The organism is Corynebacterium sp. Marseille-Q2823 (assembly GCF_903645345.1).
Taxonomy (GTDB): domain Bacteria; phylum Actinomycetota; class Actinomycetes; order Mycobacteriales; family Mycobacteriaceae; genus Corynebacterium; species Corynebacterium hiratae.
In genome coordinates this window covers 92405-114217 of record NZ_CAHJXS010000005.1, presented here as the reverse complement: position 1 = coordinate 114217, position 21813 = coordinate 92405, and the positions used below count along the sequence as shown (strand labels likewise).

At 60.9% G+C, this 21813-nt stretch carries 16 protein-coding genes and 3 tRNA genes; 16 read left to right on the top strand and 3 right to left on the bottom strand.

What is annotated here, in order from left to right; genetic code table 11:
- Positions 1-26: 26 nt before the first annotated feature.
- The gene (locus HWX44_RS07575; RefSeq protein WP_175974017.1) at positions 27-1130 is read right to left on the bottom strand and encodes a glutathione S-transferase C-terminal domain-containing protein; all 1104 of its coding nucleotides are present in this window, start codon (positions 1128-1130) and stop codon (positions 27-29) included.
- 246 nt (positions 1131-1376) lie between these two features.
- Here HWX44_RS07575 and HWX44_RS07570 point away from each other — a divergent pair.
- The 7 genes from HWX44_RS07570 to rplA all read left to right on the top strand — a co-directional run bounded on the left by HWX44_RS07570 (position 1377) and on the right by rplA (position 4577).
- Positions 1377-1452: transfer RNA gene (locus HWX44_RS07570), tRNA-Thr, on the top strand.
- Positions 1453-1486: 34 nt separating this feature from the next.
- Positions 1487-1558, top strand: a tRNA-Met gene (locus HWX44_RS07565).
- A gap of 127 nt (positions 1559-1685) precedes the next feature.
- Positions 1686-1761: transfer RNA gene (locus tag HWX44_RS07560), tRNA-Trp, on the top strand.
- A 25-nt stretch (positions 1762-1786) separates the two neighbouring features.
- A complete protein-coding gene (gene secE / locus HWX44_RS07555) occupies positions 1787-2113 on the top strand; it encodes a preprotein translocase subunit SecE (RefSeq protein ID WP_046647902.1) in 327 nt (108 codons plus the stop codon).
- A 138-nt stretch (positions 2114-2251) separates the two neighbouring features.
- Positions 2252-3166 (top strand): transcription termination/antitermination protein NusG, encoded by a 915-nt coding sequence (gene nusG / locus HWX44_RS07550; protein WP_175974015.1) that lies wholly within the window; start codon positions 2252-2254, stop codon positions 3164-3166.
- Positions 3167-3331: 165 nt separating this feature from the next.
- Positions 3332-3775: a 50S ribosomal protein L11 gene (rplK, locus tag HWX44_RS07545; protein WP_175974013.1), complete on the top strand. Its 444-nt coding sequence runs from the start codon at positions 3332-3334 to the stop codon at positions 3773-3775.
- Positions 3776-3872: 97 nt separating this feature from the next.
- Positions 3873-4577, top strand: coding sequence for a 50S ribosomal protein L1 (gene rplA / locus HWX44_RS07540; RefSeq protein ID WP_175974012.1), 705 nt, complete (start codon positions 3873-3875; stop codon positions 4575-4577).
- 582 nt (positions 4578-5159) lie between these two features.
- Here rplA and HWX44_RS07535 read toward each other — a convergent pair.
- Entirely contained in the window at positions 5160-5954 is a 795-nt protein-coding gene (locus HWX44_RS07535) for a siderophore-interacting protein (protein ID WP_046647766.1), read from the bottom strand.
- A gap of 124 nt (positions 5955-6078) precedes the next feature.
- Here HWX44_RS07535 and HWX44_RS07530 point away from each other — a divergent pair, with 124 nt between their 5' ends.
- The 6 genes from HWX44_RS07530 to rplL all read left to right on the top strand — a co-directional run bounded on the left by HWX44_RS07530 (position 6079) and on the right by rplL (position 11275).
- Positions 6079-7023 (top strand): ABC transporter substrate-binding protein, encoded by a 945-nt coding sequence (locus HWX44_RS07530; RefSeq protein ID WP_070673466.1) that lies wholly within the window; start codon positions 6079-6081, stop codon positions 7021-7023.
- Positions 7024-8091 (top strand): FecCD family ABC transporter permease, encoded by a 1068-nt coding sequence (locus HWX44_RS07525; RefSeq protein ID WP_080975070.1) that lies wholly within the window; start codon positions 7024-7026, stop codon positions 8089-8091.
- Positions 8088-9140, top strand: a complete 1053-nt coding sequence (locus HWX44_RS07520; protein WP_175974010.1) for a FecCD family ABC transporter permease — start codon at positions 8088-8090, stop codon at positions 9138-9140. The genes HWX44_RS07525 and HWX44_RS07520 overlap by 4 nt, the downstream gene beginning before the upstream one ends.
- A 7-nt stretch (positions 9141-9147) precedes the next feature.
- Positions 9148-9942, top strand: coding sequence for an ABC transporter ATP-binding protein (locus HWX44_RS07515; RefSeq protein ID WP_175974008.1), 795 nt, complete (start codon positions 9148-9150; stop codon positions 9940-9942).
- 338 nt (positions 9943-10280) lie between these two features.
- Positions 10281-10802: a 50S ribosomal protein L10 gene (gene rplJ / locus HWX44_RS07510; protein WP_010189711.1), complete on the top strand. Its 522-nt coding sequence runs from the start codon at positions 10281-10283 to the stop codon at positions 10800-10802.
- Positions 10803-10888: 86 nt separating this feature from the next.
- On the top strand, positions 10889-11275 hold the full coding sequence (gene rplL, locus HWX44_RS07505) for a 50S ribosomal protein L7/L12 (protein WP_010189710.1): 387 nt from the start codon (positions 10889-10891) through the stop codon (positions 11273-11275).
- 137 nt (positions 11276-11412) lie between these two features.
- Here rplL and HWX44_RS07500 read toward each other — a convergent pair whose 3' ends face one another.
- On the bottom strand, positions 11413-12657 hold the full coding sequence (locus tag HWX44_RS07500) for an MFS transporter (protein ID WP_175974006.1): 1245 nt from the start codon (positions 12655-12657) through the stop codon (positions 11413-11415).
- Positions 12658-12817: 160 nt separating this feature from the next.
- Here HWX44_RS07500 and HWX44_RS07495 point away from each other — a divergent pair, with 160 nt between their 5' ends.
- From HWX44_RS07495 to HWX44_RS07485, 3 genes are all read left to right on the top strand, one after another.
- Positions 12818-13774 (top strand): DUF3068 domain-containing protein, encoded by a 957-nt coding sequence (locus HWX44_RS07495; protein WP_175974004.1) that lies wholly within the window; start codon positions 12818-12820, stop codon positions 13772-13774.
- A 294-nt stretch (positions 13775-14068) separates the two neighbouring features.
- Positions 14069-17548 carry a DNA-directed RNA polymerase subunit beta gene (gene rpoB, locus HWX44_RS07490; RefSeq protein WP_046647757.1) on the top strand — a complete coding sequence of 1160 codons (3480 nt, stop codon included), beginning with the start codon at positions 14069-14071 and terminating at the stop codon, positions 17546-17548.
- A gap of 102 nt (positions 17549-17650) precedes the next feature.
- A complete protein-coding gene (locus HWX44_RS07485) occupies positions 17651-21646 on the top strand; it encodes a DNA-directed RNA polymerase subunit beta' (RefSeq protein ID WP_175974002.1) in 3996 nt (1331 codons plus the stop codon).
- The last annotated feature ends 167 nt before the right edge of the window (positions 21647-21813 follow it).

Below are 21813 nucleotides of genomic sequence, written 5' to 3'. Positions count from 1 at the left end.
GATGCGTCTGCGGGATTTTCTCATTGCTATCGCTGGAAATCCGTGGGATTCTTCAGCCGCTCGGCCTCAGGCAACGGCCCCGGCAGGGTGGTGCCTTCGGCGAATGGTGCACCCGGCAGATGATCGCGGCCGTGAGGCTGGGCCAACCCAGACAGATCCGGACCGGCCGGCACGATTTGGGTGGGATTAATTTCGCGGTGGACGATGTAGTAGTGCTGCTTGATCTCCGTGAAGTCGGTGGTATCGCCGAAGCCCGGGGTCTGGAAGAGTTCGCGCAGGTAGCCGTAGACATTCGGCATCTCGCTGATTTTGTTCCGGTTCGTCTTGAAGTGGCCGTGGTAGACGGCATCAAAGCGGATCAGGGTGGTGTATGCCCGGATATCGGTCTCAGTGATGTGCTCACCCATGATGAACCGGCGGTGGGCTAGTCGCTCTTCCAACCAATCGAGGACCTCAAAGACATCCGCATAGGCCTCTTCGTAAGCCTCTTGGGATGCGGAGAACCCTGCGCGGTACACGCCGTTATTGAACTTCCTGAAGATGAAGTCGTTGATTTCTTCCATCTCCTCCTGCTGCTCGGCCGGCGGCAGCAGGTTGGGCGCTCCTTCTCGCTGGTACTCGGTCCACTCGGTCTGGAAGTCCCGCACCATGGAGTTGAAATCGTTGGTCACGACCTTGCCGCTGGATTCTTCCACGATGGCTGGCACCGTGATGCCCCGCGGATAGTCCGGGAAGCGTGCGAAATACGCATCCTGCAGGCGGAGGATCTGAAGGACGGGGTCGAGCCCACCCGGGTCGAGATCGAATGTCCAGGAGCGCTTATCGTGGGTTGGGCCCGCCAGGCCTAAGGAGATGGCATCCTCCAGCCCCATCAAGCGGCGGACGATGACCGCGCGGTGTGCCCACGGGCAGGCGCGCGCTGCGATGAGGCGGTAGCGGTGGGGCTGCACCGGCCAGTCCAAAGTCTCGCCACTGCCACTCGCGGAGGGCTGTGGATTGTCACCGGTGACTGAGGCGAGGATGCGGTCACCGATGTAGTTCGTATCCCGCTTGAATTCACCGTCCGTCGAAGCGTTCTGGGCATCGCCGGCCCAGTCCTTGTGCGTATCCTTCTGAGCGCTGTCAGCCATGTCGGTCCTCTCTACCGGCTAAAAAATACCTGATACGTCAACAATAGCGAGGGTTGAGCTATGAGCGCTGGGGTCTGCAGATTCTGCGGCGTAGTAAAGCTCGCTGTGGATGAATCTATGCGCGTATAAAGACCCTCAAAAACCTGTTCTGTACTGGCGATTTGTGTTGTTTAAGCGTTTCGGGTTAATCTTTTCAAGGCTTCAACGAGAGCACAGCGGAGATAATCCGTGACTCAAAGAGGCTGTGCCCCCTTAGCTCAGTCGGCAGAGCGTTTCCATGGTAAGGAAAAGGTCGACAGTTCGATTCTGTCAGGGGGCTCCATTCATGTTTCTGGAAGCTTTCAGAAGGTGAATATGGCGGTGTAGCTCAGTGGTAGAGCAAGCGACTCATAATCGCTGTGTCGCGAGTTCAATTCTCGCCATCGCTACCGGGAAAGAAAAGCGCCCGCATACGGGCGCTTTTTCACTACCGACTCCCAGCCTTATACGGCACGTGGTTTCCATGGGGAATCATCGTTCTGGTAGGGTTGTGCGTTGTCCCAAAAGGGCACGCAGAGGGGCGTGGCGCAATTGGTAGCGCAACGGTCTCCAAAACCGTAGGTTGCAGGTTCGAGTCCTGTCGCCCCTGCCACATCACTTCCAAGGAGGGAATCGCCGTGAGCGATGAAAAGCAGCCGAGCACCGGGGCTCCGCGCCCAACCGGCAAGCGTCAGCTCTCTGGCGCAGCGACCACCTCTACCGGCTCCTACACTGACAAGCGTGTTGTGCGCGTCGAGGACAAGAAGGAAGATTCCTTCGGCGGATCCGTCGGCTCCTTCCCGGGTGAGGTTGCCTCCGAGCTCAAGAAGGTTGTCTGGCCGACCGGCAAGGAAATGGTTCAGTACGTTCTGGTGACCTTCGCCTTCCTTATCGTCCTCACCGCTCTGGTGTGGGGTGTGGACGCGCTGACCGGTCTCGGAGTTGAAGCAATCCTCGCGCCTTAGTAAACTAATTACATACTTTCATCCCGCCGCCTTCCCGCTAGCTCGACTAGGGGAAACGGCGGGATACTTTTTGCCCTAGTCCGGCCGAGTACCCTGGTGGGGACTAGAAGAATAAATACCAATTTGGAGTAGCAGACAATGAGCGAAGAAAACACTGGCACTTCCCTTGAGCAGGCCATGATCGATAACGTCCAGGAACAGGCCGCTGAAGCGGTCGAGGCTACCGAGGAGGTCCAGCAGCCGCAGGAGGAACTCTCCGCAGAGGAGAAGGAAGCCGCCGAGAAGGAAGCTGCCACCAAGGCCGCCGAAGCCGCTCTCGGTGGCGGCTCGGACGAGGCTGAGGCTGAAGGTGAGGGTGCAGGGGAGGCGTCGGCAAGCGCTGGCGCGGACGCTGCCGCAGCAGCCGACGCTGAGTACAAGTCCCGCCTGCGCGCCTTTACCCGCGAGCTGAAGAAGCAGCCTGGCCAGTGGTACATCATCCAGTGCTACTCCGGCTACGAGAACAAGGTAAAGACCAACCTCGATATGCGTGCTCAGACCCTTGAGGTGGAGGACTCCATCTTCGAGGTTGTCGTCCCGGTCGAACAGGCCATTGAAAAGAAGGACGGCAAGAAGAAGGTAGTTAAGCGCAAGCTGCTGCCGGGCTACGTGCTGGTGCGCATGGAGCTTAACGACGCTGCCTGGTCCGTCGTTCGCGATACCCCGGGCGTGACCTCCTTCGTGGGCAACGAAGGTAACGCCACCCCGGTCAAGATCCGCGACGTGGCTAAGTTCCTCATGCCGAACGATCCGACGGTCTCTCCAGAAGCTTCCGCAGCAGATTCCGAAGGCGAGCAGGTCGTGGCTATGCCGGAGAAGGAGGCCGCCAAGGCCTACGCGCACGACTTCGAGGTGGGCGAGGCCGTCACCATCCTGTCTGGTCCGCTGGCCTCCGTGTCTGCCACCATCTCCGAAATCGATCCGGAGACCGGCAAGATGCAGGGCCTGGTGTCCATCTTTGGCCGCGAGACCCCGGTGGAGCTGTCCCCGACGGAAATCGAGCGCATCTCCTAAAAAGCGATTTTGAGCTGGGCGCACGGTGTTCTAAACTTGAACGCCGTGCGCTTTTGCGCATCTTGAAACGTTCATCCTCCGGTGGCCCACAATGCGTGAGCATCCGGACGGGGCGCTGTTATTCATCGTGGCGGCATCCCGGTACCACAGGAAAGAGGTAATTCGATGGCTCCCAAGAAGAAGGTCACTGGCCTGATCAAGCTCCAGATCGAGGCAGGCGCTGCTAACCCGGCTCCGCCGGTCGGCCCGGCACTCGGTGCCCACGGCGTCAACATCATGGAGTTCTGCAAGGCCTACAACGCTGCGACCGAGTCCCAGCGCGGCAACGTCGTGCCGGTGGAAATCACCGTCTACGAGGACCGCTCCTTCGACTTCAAGCTGAAGACCCCGCCGGCAGCGAAGCTTCTGCTCAAGGCCGCTGGCATCAAGAAGGGCTCCGGCGTTCCGCACACCGACAAGGTTGGCTCCGTGACCTGGGATCAGTGCAAGGAGATTGCACAGACCAAGTTCGAGGACCTCAACGCTCGTGACATCGAGAACGGCGCCCGCATCATCGCTGGTACCGCTCGCTCCATGGGCATCACCGTTGACGGCGCCCCGGCTAAGTAAAAATTCGATTTAATGCGCGATACGTTCTGTGTCGCGCGTGGCAGGGCCAGCTTCGGCCCGCTATCACCACATCAATCCAAGAAAAGGAATTGCACTTATGAGCACCAAGTCCAAGGCATTCAAGGCTGCCGCTGAGCTGGTAGACCGCTCCCGCCAGTACCGTCCGATCGAGGCCGCCAAGCTGGCCAAGGAGACCTCCTCCAAGAACTTCGACGCTACCGTTGACGTTGTCTTCCGTCTGGGCGTTGACCCGCGTAAGGCTGACCAGCTGGTTCGCGGTACCGTTTCCCTGCCGCACGGCACCGGTAAGGACGTCCGCGTGGCCGTCTTCGCTGAGGGCGACAACGCTGAGGCTGCGAAGGCTGCTGGCGCCGACATCGTGGGCACCGAAGAGCTGATCGCTGCCATCAACGACGGCAACATCGACTTCGACGTTGCTATCGCTACCCCGGACCAGATGGCCAAGGTCGGCCGCGTTGCCCGCGTCCTGGGCCCGCGTGGTCTCATGCCGAACCCGAAGACCGGCACCGTGACCGCCGATGTGACCAAGGCTGTTGCTGACGTCAAGGGCGGCAAGATTTCCTTCCGCGTGGACAAGGCTTCCAACCTGCACGCCATCATCGGCAAGGCTTCCTTCGACGCTGAGAAGCTGGCTGAGAACTACGGCGCGCTGTACGACGAGATCATTCGCCTGAAGCCGTCCTCCGCTAAGGGCATCTATGCCAAGAAGATCACCATCTCCACTACCTCCGGCCCGGGCATCCCGGTCGATGCTTCCGTGGAGAAGAACTACACCGACTAGTGTTGTCTGTGTAAACGAATTTTAGGCCCCGGCTCTTGGATGAGCTGGGGCCTTTTTCGCGCTTTCTCTCTTTTGTTTATGCAGGTCACGGCCGGATATCTTTCTGACAGGTAATTGGCAGCTAAGTACGATGGCCTTTCAAGGAAAGTGCTGCATACTAATTCTTGTGCGTTTGAGAGAGGCGCATGAGAGATAGAGAGAACACCCTGAGTCTTGCAGGGCGGGCGGCGTGAGAAACCGCCTGATAAACAAGACCCCTTACAACGCGGGTTCCGGATTTCACCGGGGCCCGCGTTGTACTGTGTAACCCAAGTCAGGTACTCCACGCCGTGGACTTAAGCGGAGATGCATCAGGCCTAGGGCAAACGCGGACGCTGGATGTAGATGGTTCTAGTCAAAAGGTTTTCTTGGGGGCAAACAAACCATATGGAGGAGCGAAGAAGGTTCGTTTGGGGGCAGGTGAACCTTCTGACTGAAACCTCCTGACGGAAACCTTCTGATGGGAACCATGTGGCAGCGCACCGAGTTATTCACCGGCTATCCGCTGCCGGTTAAAAGGATTAGATGCGTGCGAAGTCCGCTTTAAGGCCGCGGCTTGCCCTTCATCCAGTACACGGACCAGATGACGTCTTCGCGCGGCACACCCCAGTCATGCACGGCTATCGAGCGCACTGCTTTGGCCAGGTCCCCTTCGCCGGATACCCACACCGAATCCGGCGCTGTATCCGCGGTGAAACGGGAGCCGAGAAGTTGTCTGGCGCGTGTGCAGTGTTCGTCATGTGGAGCCAGGACCATGGTGAGTGAGCGGACCTTGCCGCGCCACGTCTCCTCCAAGCCGTCTTCAACTTCAGCGTCGTCTGTGATCATGGCAACGACGTCGACTGCACCCAAGGTTTCCGGTGAGAAGGCTTCGTAGTGCTCGAGGATGTGCCACAGCGCCGGTAGAGCAGAGGCATCCGCGAGTAACAGTTGTGACTTCCTAGGGGCCTGCCACAGTGCTTGCCCGGTATATATTCCGGCGGTATCCCCGGGTTGGGCATTGAGGATCCAGCGTGAGCCCGGGCCATTATCGCCATGGGTCACCACGTCGACATCGATGGTGCACGCTTCTTGGTTGAGCTTGCGAATTGTGTACCAGCGCAATGCTGGGCGAATGTCGTCGGGCAATCGGGTGACGGCGGCACGAACATTGGTATCGTCGACCGGGAAGGGCGAAAAATCCTGCTCGTCTTGGGGCATGAGGAGCCCAAAATACTCGTCAGGCCCGGCTAAGGGGTAGTCACTAAAAGCCGGCGAGTGAAAAGTTAAACGGTGCAGCCGCGGCTTGAGGCGGGTGTTCCCGGTGAGGGTGACGGGCAATAAGCGGTGATGCGTCAAGGGAATTGATCCTAGGTAGAGGCCAAATTTGAAACCATCATAACGTACATGTTAGGCTAGCCTCAAATAATTTAGGGGTGCGAATGCTTGCCTGCTCGTTCCCGTTGAAGGAAAGGTTTATTCCATGGTTGCTATCCACCGGCGCGCGAAAACCGTGCTCGCTATTGTCTCAGCGGCAGCGATTGCTTTAGCGGGGTGCTCCCGCGGAAGTGGCGAGGACAGCGCGGGTGCGGACAGTGCTGAGGAGGTGCGCGTTGCCAGCCTGGGGCTCGGTGATGCCGATACCGTGCTGGCACTCGGAATCACTCCGGTTGCTGTGGCCCCCTGGGGTGCGAAAGGGGATGGTGATCCCTCCGGAGTTGGCCCATGGGCGAAGGAGCTTTTGGGAGATGCCCAGCCCGAGGTGATCTATAACACCGCCTCCGGTTTCACGGCCGAGGTTCTAGAGCAGGTCACTGCCTCGGACCCCACACAGATCATCGCCGTGAACCAGGCAGTGGATCAGGAGGCGAAGAAATCCCTCGAGGATATCGCCCCGCTGACCGTGAAGCCCGAAGGTTTCGAGGACTGGCAGATCCCCTGGGATGAGCAAGTCAAGACCATCGCCTCTGCCGTGGATAAGGAAGAGGAGGGGGAGAAGCTCATTGACCAAGCAGAGGGCGCCTTTGAGCAGTTCAAGGACTCCCACCCGGAGCTGCAGGGCAAGCGCGCAGCCATCCTCATGCCCTATGACGGGAAGCTGGGCCTCTACACGGCAGAAGACGGCCGTGGCCAGTTCATCGAAGACCTCGGCTTTGAGATCCCCAAGGAACTGCAGGGTGATGGTTCCAGCTTCTTCGTGGACTATGCCCCGGAAAACTACTCCCAGCTCAACAATGTGGACTATCTGTTCGTCTTGGATTACAACGGTGCGGTCGATGAGCTGAAGAAGGATTCCACATTCCAAGGCCTGGACGTGGTCAAGGATGGACGCGTCCGCTACCTCGACACGGACACCGGCAATGCGATGAGCGTGCCGAACCCGCTGACGATCCCGTGGGCCGTCAACAAGTTCGAAGAGCAGCTCTAAGTGCTCGCACTACCGAGGAAGGCTGACGCTATCCACGGCGTTGCGTACCCGCAACGCCGTGGCAAGGCAGACGCACTGGATTCGCGGGGGAGAAGCCGCGCACTGCTCACCACGGCCCTGGTTGTGTCGACCTTCCTCCTTTTGCTGTGCTCATTGGCGGTTGGCTCGAGGGCTATTCCGTTGCCGGATCTGGTGTCTGCCCTCCTCCGCGGAGGCGAAGCAGATATCGAGAACATCGTGTGGGATTTGCGTATCCCCCGCACGTTCGTGGCCTACTTCGCGGGAGCAGCAATCGCGGTATCGGGTGTAATCGCCCAGTCCTGGACTAGAAACCCCTTGGCGGATCCGGGCTTCATCGGTATCACCGCGGGAGCTTCGTTCCTGGTTGCCCTCGGGACGGCGCTAGGTGTCGCCACCTCAACCGGGATGCGGACAGCGCTCGCCCTCGTAGGCGCCGGCCTGGCCACAGCATTAGTGCTGGGTGTGTCCCGCAGGTTTCAGGATCCCCTGACGCTGGTCTTGGTCGGCGCAGGTGTTGCTGCTGCCTTGAGCTCTAGCGCCATGTTGATCGGCCTGTACTCCACGGATGTCCTCGACAGCATGCGCCGGTGGACCATTGGCTCCACGTTTGGGCGCGGCCCAGAAGACGTCGCCATCGGGGGTGCCGGATTGTTCATCGGGTTTATCATCGCCGCACGTGTCGCGCGCCCGCTCGATCTTCTGGCAATGGGGGAGGAATCCTCGGTTGCTCTAGGTGGTTCTCCCACGCTGGCGCGGCGCGGTGCTGCCTTGAGCATCGTTGTCCTAGCGGGATGCGCTACCGCGGCGACGGGGCCCATTGCCTTCGTCGGATTCGCTATCCCCCATCTGCTGCGTCGGTTCACGGGGCCAGAAGTTACCGCGATGATTGCTCCTGCCGCATTGCTCGGTGGTTGCTCCGTACTCGCTGCAGATATTCTGGGCCGCCTCATCGCGGGCCCCTCTGAGCTGGAGATGTCCATCGTCTTGGCCTTTGTTGGCGCACCATTTCTCATTTGGGCCGTACACCGTGGGGAGCACAAGCTATGAATGGGCGGGTGAAGGGGGACGTCGCCAAGCATCTGCGTTCCCAAGAGCGGCAGCGCCGGACATGGATATGGGCAGCGACCTGCTTCTTTGTTCTGGTCGCAGCAAGCTCCTATGTCCTCCTGCTGGGTCAAGGGCCCGTGGACTTGAGCCCGGGGCGGGTCCTGGAGATCCTCAACGGCGGCGGAAGCCGAAGCGAAATCCGTGTTGTCTGGGATCTGCGCATGCCGGTAGCGCTAGCGACCCTCATCGTGGGTGCCGCGCTCGGACTGGCGGGGTCGTGGACGCAATCCATGTCGCGCAATCCGCTGGCCTCGCCTGACATCCTTGGCGTGACTGGTGGCGCGTCCGTCATGGTGGTCCTCGGAACGGTATTCTCCCGGCCGTTGCTTGCCGACGGCCTCTCCATGTTCTGGTGGCGGGCCGGACTCGCGCTGTTGGGTGCGGTGCTAGCGGCCATCCTGCTGGTGGCGCTTGGGGGAATCGGCACGAGCAATCGCATCGTCATCGTCGGAATCGCGCTCTCCCTGCTGTTCCAAGCGCTGGTGGCGTATCTCTTACGCGCAGCCGAGCTCCTCCGCGCGGCGCAATCCCAGCTGTGGCTGGCGGGAACCACGGGTTTCGTGCGGATGGAGGTCATTCTTCCTCTGCTCGTGGGGCTGACTCCTTTCGTGGTTCTTGGCCTGTGGTGTGCTCGGGAGCTGCCGCTCCTTGCGCATGATGATCTCTCGGCCCTTTCCCTCGGGGTTAACATCACGCGAACACGCGCGTTGCTGCTGGTGGCAGCTACGGGTATCTGCGCGGTGACCGTATCCGTGGCCGGTCCCATTGGTTTCATTGCACTTCTGGCCCCGCATGTGGGGCGCATTGTTGCCCGGACGCCCACGCCTGTGCCGCTGGTTTCGTGCGCTGCTGGCGCCGCCTTGCTGAGTGCGTGCGCTGTCATTGCTGGAACGTTGCCGATGGACGCTCCCGTGGGCGCTGTCTCCTCCATCATCGGAGGTTGTGCCCTAGTCATCTTGGTGTGGAACGCCGCACGGCGGAGAGGATAAAAAGCTTGTGAAAGACAGAGAAATTACAGCTACCGGTATTCATGCCGGCTATAAGGACGGGAAAGACATCCTGTCCGGCGTTGACTTGGTGGCCCGCCCGGGTGAAATCACCACGCTTATTGGGCCTAATGGCTGCGGCAAGTCCACGCTGTTGAAGACCTTGTCTAAGATTCTTCGCCCACGGCAGGGGAACGTGCACATCGGCGAGCTAGACGTGCACGCTATGAGCCCGAAAGAAGCAGCTGCCCACGTGGCGCTTCTTCCGCAGCAGCCGATGGCACCGGACGGGCTGCGGGTGGGCGAGCTCGTCGCGCGCGGCCGCTACCCGCACCTGGGCCGCGGTCGGGGACTGTCCGCGAAGGACCGCGACATCATCGCACAGGCCTGCGTGGAGACTGGTATTACTGACTTCATCGACCGTGACATCGCGGCGCTCTCGGGCGGCCAGCGCCAGCGGGTCTGGCTAGCGCTGGCCTTGGCGCAGGACACGCCGGTGCTGCTACTCGACGAACCCACAACCTTCCTCGATCCAGCCCATGCCATCAGCGTTTTAGAGCTCGTGCGCAAACAGGCCGATGCCGGGAAAACGGTCGTCGTCGTGTTGCACGATCTCATGCTGGCCGGCCAGTACTCCGACACCATGGTGGTCATGAACAACGGCGAGGTCATCGCGCAGGGAACTCCTCAACAGGCGTTGAAGAAAGAAGTGCTGGCGGCTGCCTATGGCATCGACGTCGAGATCTGGGACGACCCGCGCAGCGACGCCCCCGTCATCGTTCCGCGCGGAGTGCTCAGCGACTGACAACGTTCATACAGGAACCCGCGTCGAAAGCTCTCAGCGGAGCGATTTGGAGTTATGGCAGGTCGGGTTGTAAAGTACCTAGCGAAGTTTGAACGGCCCGCTGAGGCCGAGTCAAAGTTCACCGAAGACCGTCGGTCATCCGGATATCCGGATCGAAGGTTCCTCATCCTAGAGGGCGGCCCACGCAGGAGACACTTTGCGAATAAGCGCGGAATTCCGCGCGCGCCCTGTGCTCTTGCACGGGGCTTTTGTTATTTCGGTTGTCCATCGGGCAAGCGGAGTGGGGAAGGCCCCGGCGGAAAACACAAGAGATGTTTCGAAAGGAGGCGAAGTAGAAAATGGCAAACCCGAAGAACACCGCAGACCTGGCGGCACTGAAGGAGAAGCTCGAGGGTGCAAACTCCATCGTGCTTACCGAGTACCGTGGCCTGACCGTGGGTCAGCTCCAGGAGCTGCGTAACAACCTCGGCTTTGACGTTGAGTACTCCGTCGCCAAGAACACCCTTTTCAAGATCGCTGCCAACGAAGCTGGCATCGAGGGTCTTGACGAGCACCTGACTGGCCCGACCGCTATTGCGTTCATCAAGGGCGAGGCAGTGGATGCTGCGAAGGTCATCACCAAGTTCGCTGATGACAACAAGGCACTCGTTATCAAGGGTGGCTACATGGACGGCAACGCTCTGTCTGCCGACCAGGTTGAGGCCATCGCCAAGCTGGACAACCGCGAGACCACCCTCGCAAAGCTGGCTGGCGCCATGAAGGGTTCTATGGCAAAGGCTGCCGCCGTATTCAACGCTCCTGCAACCAAGATGGTCCGCACCGCTGCGGCCCTGCAGGACAAGAAGGCTGCGGAAGCTTAAGACGCCACTTACAGGCGCACAACTTAAACACACACACTTATCTGGCTGCCTAGTGCGGCTAGGAACAATGAGAAAGGATGCCAATCATGGCTAAGCTCACCAAGGACGAGCTCATTGAAGCTTTCAAGGAAATGACCCTCATCGAGCTCTCCGAGTTCGTCAAGGAGTTCGAGGAGGTCTTCGACGTTGAGGCCGCTGCTCCGGTTGCTGCTGTTGCTGCTGGTGCCCCGGCTGCCGGCGGTGCCGCTGAGGAAGAGAAGACCGAGTTCGACGTCGTTCTGACCGACGCTGGCGCTAAGAAGATCGGCGTTATTAAGGCTGTCCGCGAGATCGTCTCCGGCCTGGGCCTGAAGGAAGCTAAGGAGCTCGTTGAGGGTGCTCCGAAGGCTATCCTCGAGGGTGCTTCCAAGGACGACGCTGAGGCTGCTAAGGCTAAGCTCGAAGAGGCTGGCGCTTCCGTCGAGCTCAAGTAATTCACCTGAATTACTCAGCTTTCCCGCGCAGCACACTCGCTGCGCACCAACAACCCCGTTCCGCTTGTACGCGGTGCGGGGTTGTTCCCGTTTTGATGGGTCCGCGACTCTCGTTCATAGAAACAGTTGACTTGCGCTCATGAGTGGCTAGGGGAGTTCTCTTTTTCCTTCGCGTCTGCTTGCGCAAGGGCGCGATCGGCTCTGCGCACAAAGATGAGGGCGGGCCCGATTGCGAGGAGCCCGGCGAGCGCATTTGCCCACAAACCAGTGGTCAAGGTCCAGCGATGAGATATTGCGGCCAGAGGGGTCGACCACACACTAGAGAGTGAAACGACGGTGCTCATTTGGATATTGGTGACTCGGCCAAATGTTTCTTCGGCCATAAGCCTGTGGAGTGCGGCATAGGTTACCGCGCCGGCGGCTGGGGCTGTAAGAACGGACAGTCCTAGCGGGATGATCATCAACAGGCTGGGGCTGAGCAGGGCACCACATGCGATTGATGCAGCAACCCAGGCACATGTGCCTACCTGAAGGGCTGCGAAGGAAAACTTCTTTTGCATCCAACCCGTCGACAAAGCACCCACAATCCCGATGAGGCCGATGGACGTGCGGGCTAGTCCCGTTACCCATCCAGGGTTGTTCCCCTCCTCCAGTATGAGGACAGCCATGAACAGTGAGCCGTTAATTGCACAGTTCGACAGTGTTTGCATGGCAATGAGCCCGCGAAGTAGGGGCGAGCGAGCCACGATGGCTAAGCCTTCCTTGGTTGTGCGTAGGAGCTTGTTCTCTGCCTTCTTTGCGGGGTCTAGGTTAGCCCTGATGAAGAGGAAGAAGACGATGGTGAGGAAATTTGCCAGACCGACAAAAACGAAGGGCAGTGCCACATTGACTTCTAGAAGTGCGCCGCCCACAGTGGGGCCGATGAGTCCCGCAAATTGCAGACGCGCTTGGATGAGCCCTTGTTTGGCGGCGAGTTGTTCTTCCTCAACGAGCTGGGGCAGGCAAGGGTCGGAGCAAGCTTGGCCTATTCGGTAAAAGAGCATCATGCTCCCGAGTAGCGCACCGAAGACGATGGGGGAGAAGCTTCCGGAGAGGATGAGACCCGCTAACGCGAGGTTGAGCACCCCAGCCAGCGCGTTGGTCACAATGATGAGTGGCTTGCGGCGCCACATATCCGCAAGAGAGCCTCCGATGATGCCGCCTGCCAGTGCAGCTATTCCGGTGATGGTTCCATACAGACCGGCAAGGGTAAGGCTATCGCTCAAGCGTAGAGTGACCACCGGAATAGCAAGCCCGGCTCCTACCCCGGCTATCTGAGCCACGAGGTCTGACCATAGGTAGAGGCGGAAGTCTCTGTTCTTGCGTTGGGGGTCATTCTTCATTGATTACTGCCAATCCCATGATGCGATCTTGAATGTGAGCTGGAGCACTTAGTTTAGGTTATTTAACACTCCTCTAGCCCCCCGTCAATGCCGCGTAAATGTGAAACGCACCCTCCGGGGAAATGTGTTTTGAGCAAACGAATCGGTAGGATAAGCCACCATGCTGCCCAAGTCCCGCATCTTCTCCGTCCTCCTGCTCGGCCTCGGCGTTGCGCTGATCGCGGCCGGCCTGACGGCGTCGAGCTTCTTGAGCTTTAGTCCGCGCCTGCCGTTGGATATCGAGGACACGACGTGGACTTTGCAGGATGACAACGCTACCGCGCAGGAGCTATCCGCGGAGGGCGTTACGCAGTATGAGGGGCCGATGACTTATCAGCTCAACCTGGACATCCAGGACCCAGCAGACAAGGAGACAGCGACTCTGCGGGTGGGGGAGTCCGCCATCCGCGGCGGCACGGGCAATGTGGAGGACTTGAGCTTTGCCCGCGTGTGGAACTATCCCGTTGACCGCCTCAGCGGTGAGGCCACGGGCCTGGCGGCGCTCTCCCACACCATGGGCTCGCCCACGGCGGAGGTGCCCGTCGAGGGCTACTGGCTGAAGCTGCCCGCCGATGCCGAGCAGACTACCTACCCGGTCTTTGACCCGGTGCTGCGCAAGGCGGCCGACGCCGTCTTCGAAGAATCCCTCGACATCGACGGCCGCACGGTCTACCGCTACCGCCAGGAGATTGAGCCCACCAACGTGGCTACCCTCTATGCTGGCAGCACGACGACCACGCTGAGCAACGAGGATGGCTCCACCGAGCAGGGCTACCTCTTCCACGCCGCAACCCGGGACCTCTACGTGGATCAAGCCACCGGACTCGTCGTGGGCATGGACGTCGATATCAAGGACTACTGGGCCGACCGCGAGGGTAACGAGCGTGAGGTGCAGTTCGCCTTCAATGGTGCGACTTCTGAGGAATCCCGCGCGGAGCTGCTCCAGCAGGCCGAGCGCTTCCCGCGGAGCGCTGTGGGGCAGTGGGTGCGCTGGGGCGGCGTCGGAATCGGCGCGCTTCTGGTGCTGCTCGGGGCGCTGGGCGCTTTCCGACGTCCCACTAGCCGCCACTCCCGCTAGCCGCGCGTGCTAGAGGCCCGCGCGTGCGGATCTCCGAAGCGACACGCCGGCGGCGCGTTTCGCCTTTACAAGGCCGCCATTATGCTATAGGCTATTTCGTTGCGCTGGAATCTGGATCTTTAGTGCACATTTAGCCTTTCGAGCGGTGATGGTAAAACCGACTTGACAAGGTGATTTTGTGCATTCTAAACCCAGTCATTCCACAGCAGACCGAATGCTAAATCTACCAGCGGTTTTGCACCTCACCGGCCAGGGTGGGGAGGCAATCCGCCAGAGGTACTGGAAGGACCCATCTTGGCAGTCTCCCGCCAGACCAAGTCAGTGGCCAACATCCCTGGAGCCCCGAAGCGATACTCCTTCGCTAAAATCAGCGAGCCTATCGCCGTCCCGGGCCTCCTCGATCTACAACTCGATTCTTACGCGTGGCTCATCGGCACCCCCGAGTGGCGCGAGCGCGAGCAGGCAGAGCGCGGCGAAGACGCACGCGTGACGAGCGGCCTTGAGGATATCCTCGAGGAGCTTTCTCCGATCCAGGATTACTCGGGCAACATGTCCCTGTCCCTGTCGGAGCCTCGCTTCGAGCCGGTGAAGAACACCGTGGACGAGTGCAAAGAGAAGGACATCAACTACTCGGCGCCACTGTACGTCACCGCAGAATTTATCAACAACGACACCCAGGAGATTAAGTCCCAGACCGTCTTCATCGGTGATTTCCCGATGATGACCGAGAAGGGCACCTTCATCGTCAACGGCACCGAGCGCGTTATCGTCTCGCAGCTCGTGCGTTCCCCGGGTGTGTACTTCGACCAGACCATCGACAAGTCCACCGAGCGCCCGCTGCACTCCGTGAAGGTCATTCCTTCCCGCGGTGCGTGGCTCGAGTTTGACGTCGACAAGCGCGACACCGTCGGCGTGCGCATCGACCGTAAGCGCCGCCAGCCGGTCACCGTGCTTCTTAAGGCCCTGGGTTGGACCGAGGAGCAGATCAAGGAGCGCTTCGGTTTCTCTGAGCTCATGATGTCCACCCTCGAGTCCGATGGCGTGGCCAACACCGATGAGGCTCTGCTGGAGATCTACCGCAAGCAGCGCCCGGGCGAGCAGCCCACGCGTGACCTCGCGCAGGCACTGCTGGATAACTCCTTCTTCCGCGCGAAGCGCTACGACCTGGCCAAGGTGGGCCGCTACAAGGTCAACCGCAAGCTCGGCCTGGGTGGAGACCACGACGGTCTGATGACCCTGACCGAGGAAGACATTGCCGTCACCCTCGAGTACCTCGTGCGCCTGCACGCCGGTGAGCGTGAGATGAAGGCCCCGAACGGTGAGATGATCTCCATCCACACCGACGACATCGACCACTTTGGTAACCGTCGTCTGCGCACCGTCGGCGAGCTCATCCAGAACCAGGTCCGCGTGGGCCTGTCCCGCATGGAGCGCGTCGTCCGCGAGCGCATGACCACCCAGGACGCAGAGTCGATTACCCCGACCTCTCTGATCAACGTTCGCCCGGTTTCTGCTGCCATCCGCGAGTTCTTCGGTACCTCCCAGCTCTCGCAGTTCATGGATCAGAACAACTCCCTGTCCGGCCTGACCCACAAGCGCCGTCTGTCCGCGCTGGGCCCGGGCGGTCTGTCCCGTGAGCGCGCCGGCATCGAGGTGCGAGACGTTCACGCCTCGCACTACGGCCGCATGTGCCCGATTGAGACTCCGGAAGGCCCGAACATTGGCCTGATCGGTTCGCTGGCTTCCTACGCCCGCGTCAACGCTTTCGGCTTCATCGAGACCCCGTACCGCAAGGTTGTGGACGGCAAGGTCACCGACCAGGTGGAGTACCTCACCGCCGATGAAGAGGATCGCTTCGCTATCGCGCAGGCAGAGGTTGAGAAGGATGCCGACGGCACCCTGACCGGCGACCGCATCGAAGTCCGCCTCAAGGACGGCGATATCGGCGTGACCGACGCCGCCGGCGTTGACTACGTCGACGTTTCCCCGCGCCAGATGGTTTCCGTGGCTACCGCCATGATTCCGTTCCTCGAGCACGACGATGCTAACCGTGCGCTCATGGGCGCGAACATGCAGCGCCAGGCCGTGCCGCTGGTTCGCTCCGAGGCCCCGTACGTGGGCACCGGTATGGAGCAGCGCGCAGCTTATGACGCCGGTGACCTCATCATCACCCCGAAGGCGGGCGTGGTGGAGAACGTCACCGCGGACCTCATCACCATCATGGATGACGAAGGCCAGCGCGATACCTACATGCTGCGCAAGTTCGAGCGCACCAACCAGAACACCAACTACAACCAGACCCCGCTGGTGTCCCTGGGTGAGCGCGTGGAGGCAGGCCAGGTGCTTGCCGACGGCCCCGGTACCCACAACGGTGAGATGTCCCTCGGCCGCAACCTGCTGGTTGCCTTCATGCCGTGGGAAGGCCACAACTACGAGGACGCCATCATCCTCAACCAGCGCATCGTGGAGGAGGACATCCTCACCTCGATCCACATCGAGGAGCACGAGATTGATGCTCGCGATACCAAGCTGGGCCCGGAGGAGATCACCCGCGAGATCCCGAACGTCTCCGATGACGTTCTGCGTGACCTCGACGAGCGCGGCATCGTCCGCATCGGTGCTGACGTCCGCGCGGGCGACATCCTGGTCGGTAAGGTCACCCCGAAGGGTGAGACCGAGCTGACCCCGGAGGAGCGCCTGCTGCGCGCTATCTTCGGTGAGAAGGCCCGCGAGGTGCGCGATACCTCCATGAAGGTGCCGCACGGTGAGACCGGTAAGGTCATCGGCGTTTCCCGCTTCTCCCGCGAGGATGACGACGATCTGGCCCCGGGCGTCAACGAAATGATCCGCGTCTACGTGGCTCAGAAGCGCAAGATCCAGGACGGCGATAAGCTCGCTGGCCGCCACGGCAACAAGGGCGTTGTGGGCAAGATTCTCCCGCCGGAGGATATGCCGTTCATGGAGGATGGCACCCCGGTGGACATCATCCTCAACACCCACGGTGTGCCGCGTCGTATGAACATCGGCCAGGTTCTCGAGGTTCACCTCGGCTGGCTGGCACACGCTGGTTGGAAGATCGATACCGAGGACCCGGCCAACGCCGAGCTGCTCAAGACCCTGCCGGAAGAGCTGTACGACGTCCCGCCGGAGTCGCTCACCGCAACCCCGGTCTTCGACGGTGCCACCAACGAGGAGATCTCTCGCCTGCTGGCTTCCTCCAAGCCGAACCGCGATGGTGACGTCATGGTGGACGAGCACGGCAAGGCCCGCCTCTTCGACGGTCGCTCCGGCGAGCCCTACCTGTACCCGGTTTCCGTCGGCTACATGTACATGCTCAAGCTGCACCACCTCGTCGACGAGAAGATTCACGCCCGCTCCACCGGCCCGTACTCCATGATTACCCAGCAGCCGCTGGGTGGTAAGGCACAGTTCGGTGGCCAGCGCTTCGGTGAGATGGAGGTGTGGGCAATGCAGGCATACGGCGCTGCCTACACCCTGCAGGAGCTTCTGACCATCAAGTCCGATGACGTGGTCGGCCGCGTCAAGGTCTACGAGGCCATTGTCAAGGGTGACAACATCCCGGATCCGGGTATCCCGGAGTCCTTCAAGGTCCTCCTCAAGGAGCTGCAGTCCCTCTGCCTCAACGTGGAAGTTCTCTCCACCGACGGCACGCCGATGGAACTGTCTGGCTCCGACGAAGACGACATGGACGGCGCTCCGTCCCTGGGCATTAACCTGTCCCGCGACGAGCGCTCCGACGCAGACATCGCCTAGCTTTTGGTCCGCCGCTCATCTACGGCGGCGGGCATAACGAAACACCACCTACATACAAAGCCATCAACTTCCCCCTGACGGGGGATGAAAGGGAGACATTACGTGTTTGACGTAAATCTCTTCGACGAGCTCCGCATCGGGCTGGCCACCGCAGAGGACATCCGTCGCTGGTCCAAGGGCGAGGTCAAGAAACCCGAAACCATTAACTACCGCACCCTCAAGCCGGAGAAGGACGGCCTCTTCTGTGAGCGCATCTTCGGCCCGACCCGTGACTGGGAGTGCTCCTGCGGTAAGTACAAGCGCGTGCGCTATAAGGGCATCATCTGTGAGCGCTGTGGCGTCGAGGTGACCAAGTCCAAGGTTCGCCGTGAGCGCATGGGCCACATCGAGCTGGCCGCTCCGGTGACCCACATTTGGTACTTCAAGGGCGTTCCTTCCCGCCTGGGCTACCTTCTGGACCTGGCTCCGAAGGACCTTGAGCGCATCATTTACTTCGCCGCCAACATCATCACCTCCGTGGATGAGGAAGCTCGCCACAATGACCAGTCCACTCTGGAAGCAGAAATGCTGCTGGAGAAGAAGGACGTCGAGGATGACGTCGAGGCAGAGATCGCCGAGCGCGCTGCCAAGCTCGAGCAGGATCTGGCCGAGCTGGAGGCCGCCGGTGCAAAGGCCGCCGCCCGCCGTAAGGTCCAGAACGCTGCCGATAAGGAAATGCAGCACATCCGCGAGCGCGGTGAGCGCGAGGTCGCTCGCCTCGACGAAATCTGGAACACCTTCATCAAGCTGGCTCCGAAGCAGATGATCATCGATGAGACCATCTACGAAGAGCTGGTTGACCGCTACGAGGATTACTTCACCGGCGGCATGGGTGCTGAGGCTATCCAGACCCTCATCCGTAACTTCGACCTCGAGGCTGAGGCCGAGGAGCTCAAGGAGATCATCAACAACGGCAAGGGCCAGAAGAAGATGCGTGCCCTCAAGCGCCTGAAGGTTGTTGCAGCCTTCCTGCGCTCGGGCAACGACCCGGCCGGCATGGTGCTCGACGCTATCCCGGTGATCCCACCGGAGCTGCGCCCGATGGTGCAGCTGGACGGTGGCCGCTTCGCCACCTCCGACCTCAACGACCTCTACCGTCGCGTGATCAACCGCAACAACCGCCTCAAGCGCATGATCGACCTCGGCGCTCCCGAGATCATCGTGAACAACGAGAAGCGCATGCTGCAGGAGTCCGTTGACGCGCTCTTCGACAACGGCCGCCGCGGCCGTCCGGTCACTGGCCCGGGTAACCGCCCGCTGAAGTCCCTGTCTGACTTGCTCAAGGGTAAGCAGGGTCGCTTCCGCCAGAACCTGCTGGGTAAGCGCGTGGATTACTCCGGCCGTTCCGTGATTATCGTTGGTCCGCAGCTCAAGCTGCACGAGTGTGGCCTGCCGAAGCTCATGGCTCTGGAGCTGTTCAAGCCTTTCGTCATGAAGCGCCTGGTGGAAAACGACTACGCGCAGAACATCAAGTCCGCTAAGCGCATGGTGGAGCGCCAGCGCCCTGAGGTGTGGGACGTCCTCGAAGAGGCCATTTCCGAGCACCCGGTGATGCTGAACCGTGCACCGACCCTGCACCGCCTGGGTATCCAGGCCTTCGAGCCGAAGCTCGTCGAAGGTAAGGCCATTCAGCTGCACCCGCTGGCTTGTGAGGCCTTCAACGCTGACTTCGACGGCGACCAGATGGCAGTCCACCTGCCGCTGTCCGCCGAGGCGCAGGCTGAGGCACGCGTGCTGATGCTGGCCTCTAACAACATTCTGTCCCCGGCTTCCGGTAAGCCGCTGGCTATGCCGCGTCTGGATATGGTTACCGGCCTGTACTACCTCACCATGGACAAGGGCGAGGACGAGATCGGTGGCGCGGGAGCTTACGCTCCCGCAGACGAAAACGGACCGGCCCAGGGCGTGTACTCCTCCTACGCGGAGGCCATCATGGCTCGTGACCGCGGCGTTCTGGGCCTGCAGGCCCCGATCAAGGTGCGCATCTCCCACCTACGTCCGCCGTCAGACATTGAGGCTGAGCAGTTCCCGGATGGTTGGCAGAAGGGCCAGGCTTGGCTCGCTGAGACCACCCTCGGCCGCATCATGTTCAATGACCTGCTGCCGTGGAACTACCCGTACCTCGAGGGCGTCATGGTTCGTAAGGGCGGCGCCGGCAACAAGATGCTGCTGGGTGACGTCATTAATGACCTCGCTGCGAAGTACCCGATGATCACCGTTGCCCAGGTTCTGGACAAGATGAAGGACGCGGGCTTCTACTGGGCCACCCGTTCCGGCGTGACCATCACCATGCACGACGTTCTGGTTCTTCCGAACAAGACCGAGGTCCTCGAGTCTTATGAGAAGGAAGCAGAGCGTATCGAGCGCAAGTACTGGGAGCAGGGTGCCCTGACTGAGCGCGAGCGCTACGACCGCCTGGTTGAGCTGTGGAAGGACGCCACGGACACCGTGGGTAACGCCGTCGAGGAGCTGTACCCCGACGACAACCCGATTCCGATGATCGTGAAGTCCGGTGCTGCCGGTAACATGCGTCAGATCTGGACCCTGGCCGGTATGAAGGGCATGGTTGTGAACTCCAAGGGTGACTACATCACCCGTCCGATTAAGACCTCCTTCCGTGAAGGCCTGTCGGTTCTGGAGTACTTCAACAACTCGCACGGTTCCCGTAAGGGCCTGGCGGATACCGCTCTGCGTACCGCTGACTCCGGTTACCTCACCCGTCGTCTGGTGGACGTGGCGCAGGACGTCATTGTCCGCGAAGAGGACTGTGGCACCCGTCAGGGCGTGCGCGTCCCGCTCGGCGTCGAGGTTGCCCCCGGCTCCTACGACCTCCACGAGCTGTGGGAGACCTCCGCATCCGGCCGCGTCGTGGCTAACGACGTCAAGGATGAAAACGGTGAGGTTATCGCTGAGGCAGGCACCGACCTGACCGAGGAGCTCAGCCGCAAGATCGTCAACGCTGGCGTTCTGGAGATCAAGGTCCGCTCCGTGCTGACCTGCCAGACCCCGGCTGGTGTCTGCGCGAAGTGCTACGGCAAGTCCATGGCTTCCGGCAAGCTGGTCGATATCGGCGAGGCAGTCGGCATCGTGGCCGCACAGTCCATTGGTGAGCCGGGTACCCAGCTGACCATGCGTACCTTCCACCAGGGTGGTGTCGGTGGCGATATTACCGGTGGTCTGCCGCGTGTTCAGGAGCTCTTTGAGGCCCGTAACCCGAAGAACCGTGCGCCGATCGCTTCTGTCGACGGCACCGTGTCCCTGTCCGATGAGGGCAACTTCTGGACCCTGACCATCACCCCGGATGACGGCTCTGACAACGTCGTCTACGAGAAGCTGTCGAAGCGTCAGGGTCTGGCGCAGGTTCGCCGCCCGATGGAGTCCAACCCGGACGCCATGATCGAGCGCTCCCTGCGCGACGGTGACCACGTCAGCACCGGTGACCGCCTCATGCGTGGTGCGGCTGACCCGCACGACGTCCTGGAGGTTCTCGGCCGCCGTGGCGTGGAGAAGCACCTCATCGACGAGGTTCAGGCCGTCTACCGTGCACAGGGTGTGGCCATCCACGACAAGCACATCGAGATCATCATCCGCCAGATGCTGCGTCGCGGTACGGTCATTGAGGCCGGTTCCACCGAGTTCCTGCCGGGTACCCTGGTTGACCTTTCTGAGGCTAAGCAGGTCAACGCCGCTCAGGTTGCTGAGGGTGGCCAGCCGGCTCAGCTGCGCAGTGAGATCATGGGTATTACCAAGGCCTCGCTGGCTACGGAGTCCTGGCTGTCTGCCGCGTCCTTCCAGGAGACCACGCGTGTGCTTACCGACGCCGCCATCAACAAGCGCTCGGATCAGCTCATTGGTCTGAAGGAGAACGTCATCATCGGTAAGCTGATTCCGGCTGGTACGGGTATTTCCCGCTACCGCAACATCAGCGTGAAGCCGACTGAGGCTGCACGCAATGCTGCGTACTCCATTCCGACCTACGGTGATTCCATCTACGGCGACGATGGCTTCGGTGAGTTCACCGGCGCTTCCGTCCCGCTGGAGGAGGACTACACCTTCTAGGACCTGGTCCTTCAACGAGCTAGTCCTTAGCCCTTCAACGCCGAGGGAAACCAACGACCCGCACTTCACCCCGCCAGACACTGGTGGGGACGAGGTGCGGGTCTTTTTCTATCGGTAGCACCGAACCGGGACGTCCCGCTCGGAGCCCCGCCCTGCGAGAAAATTTG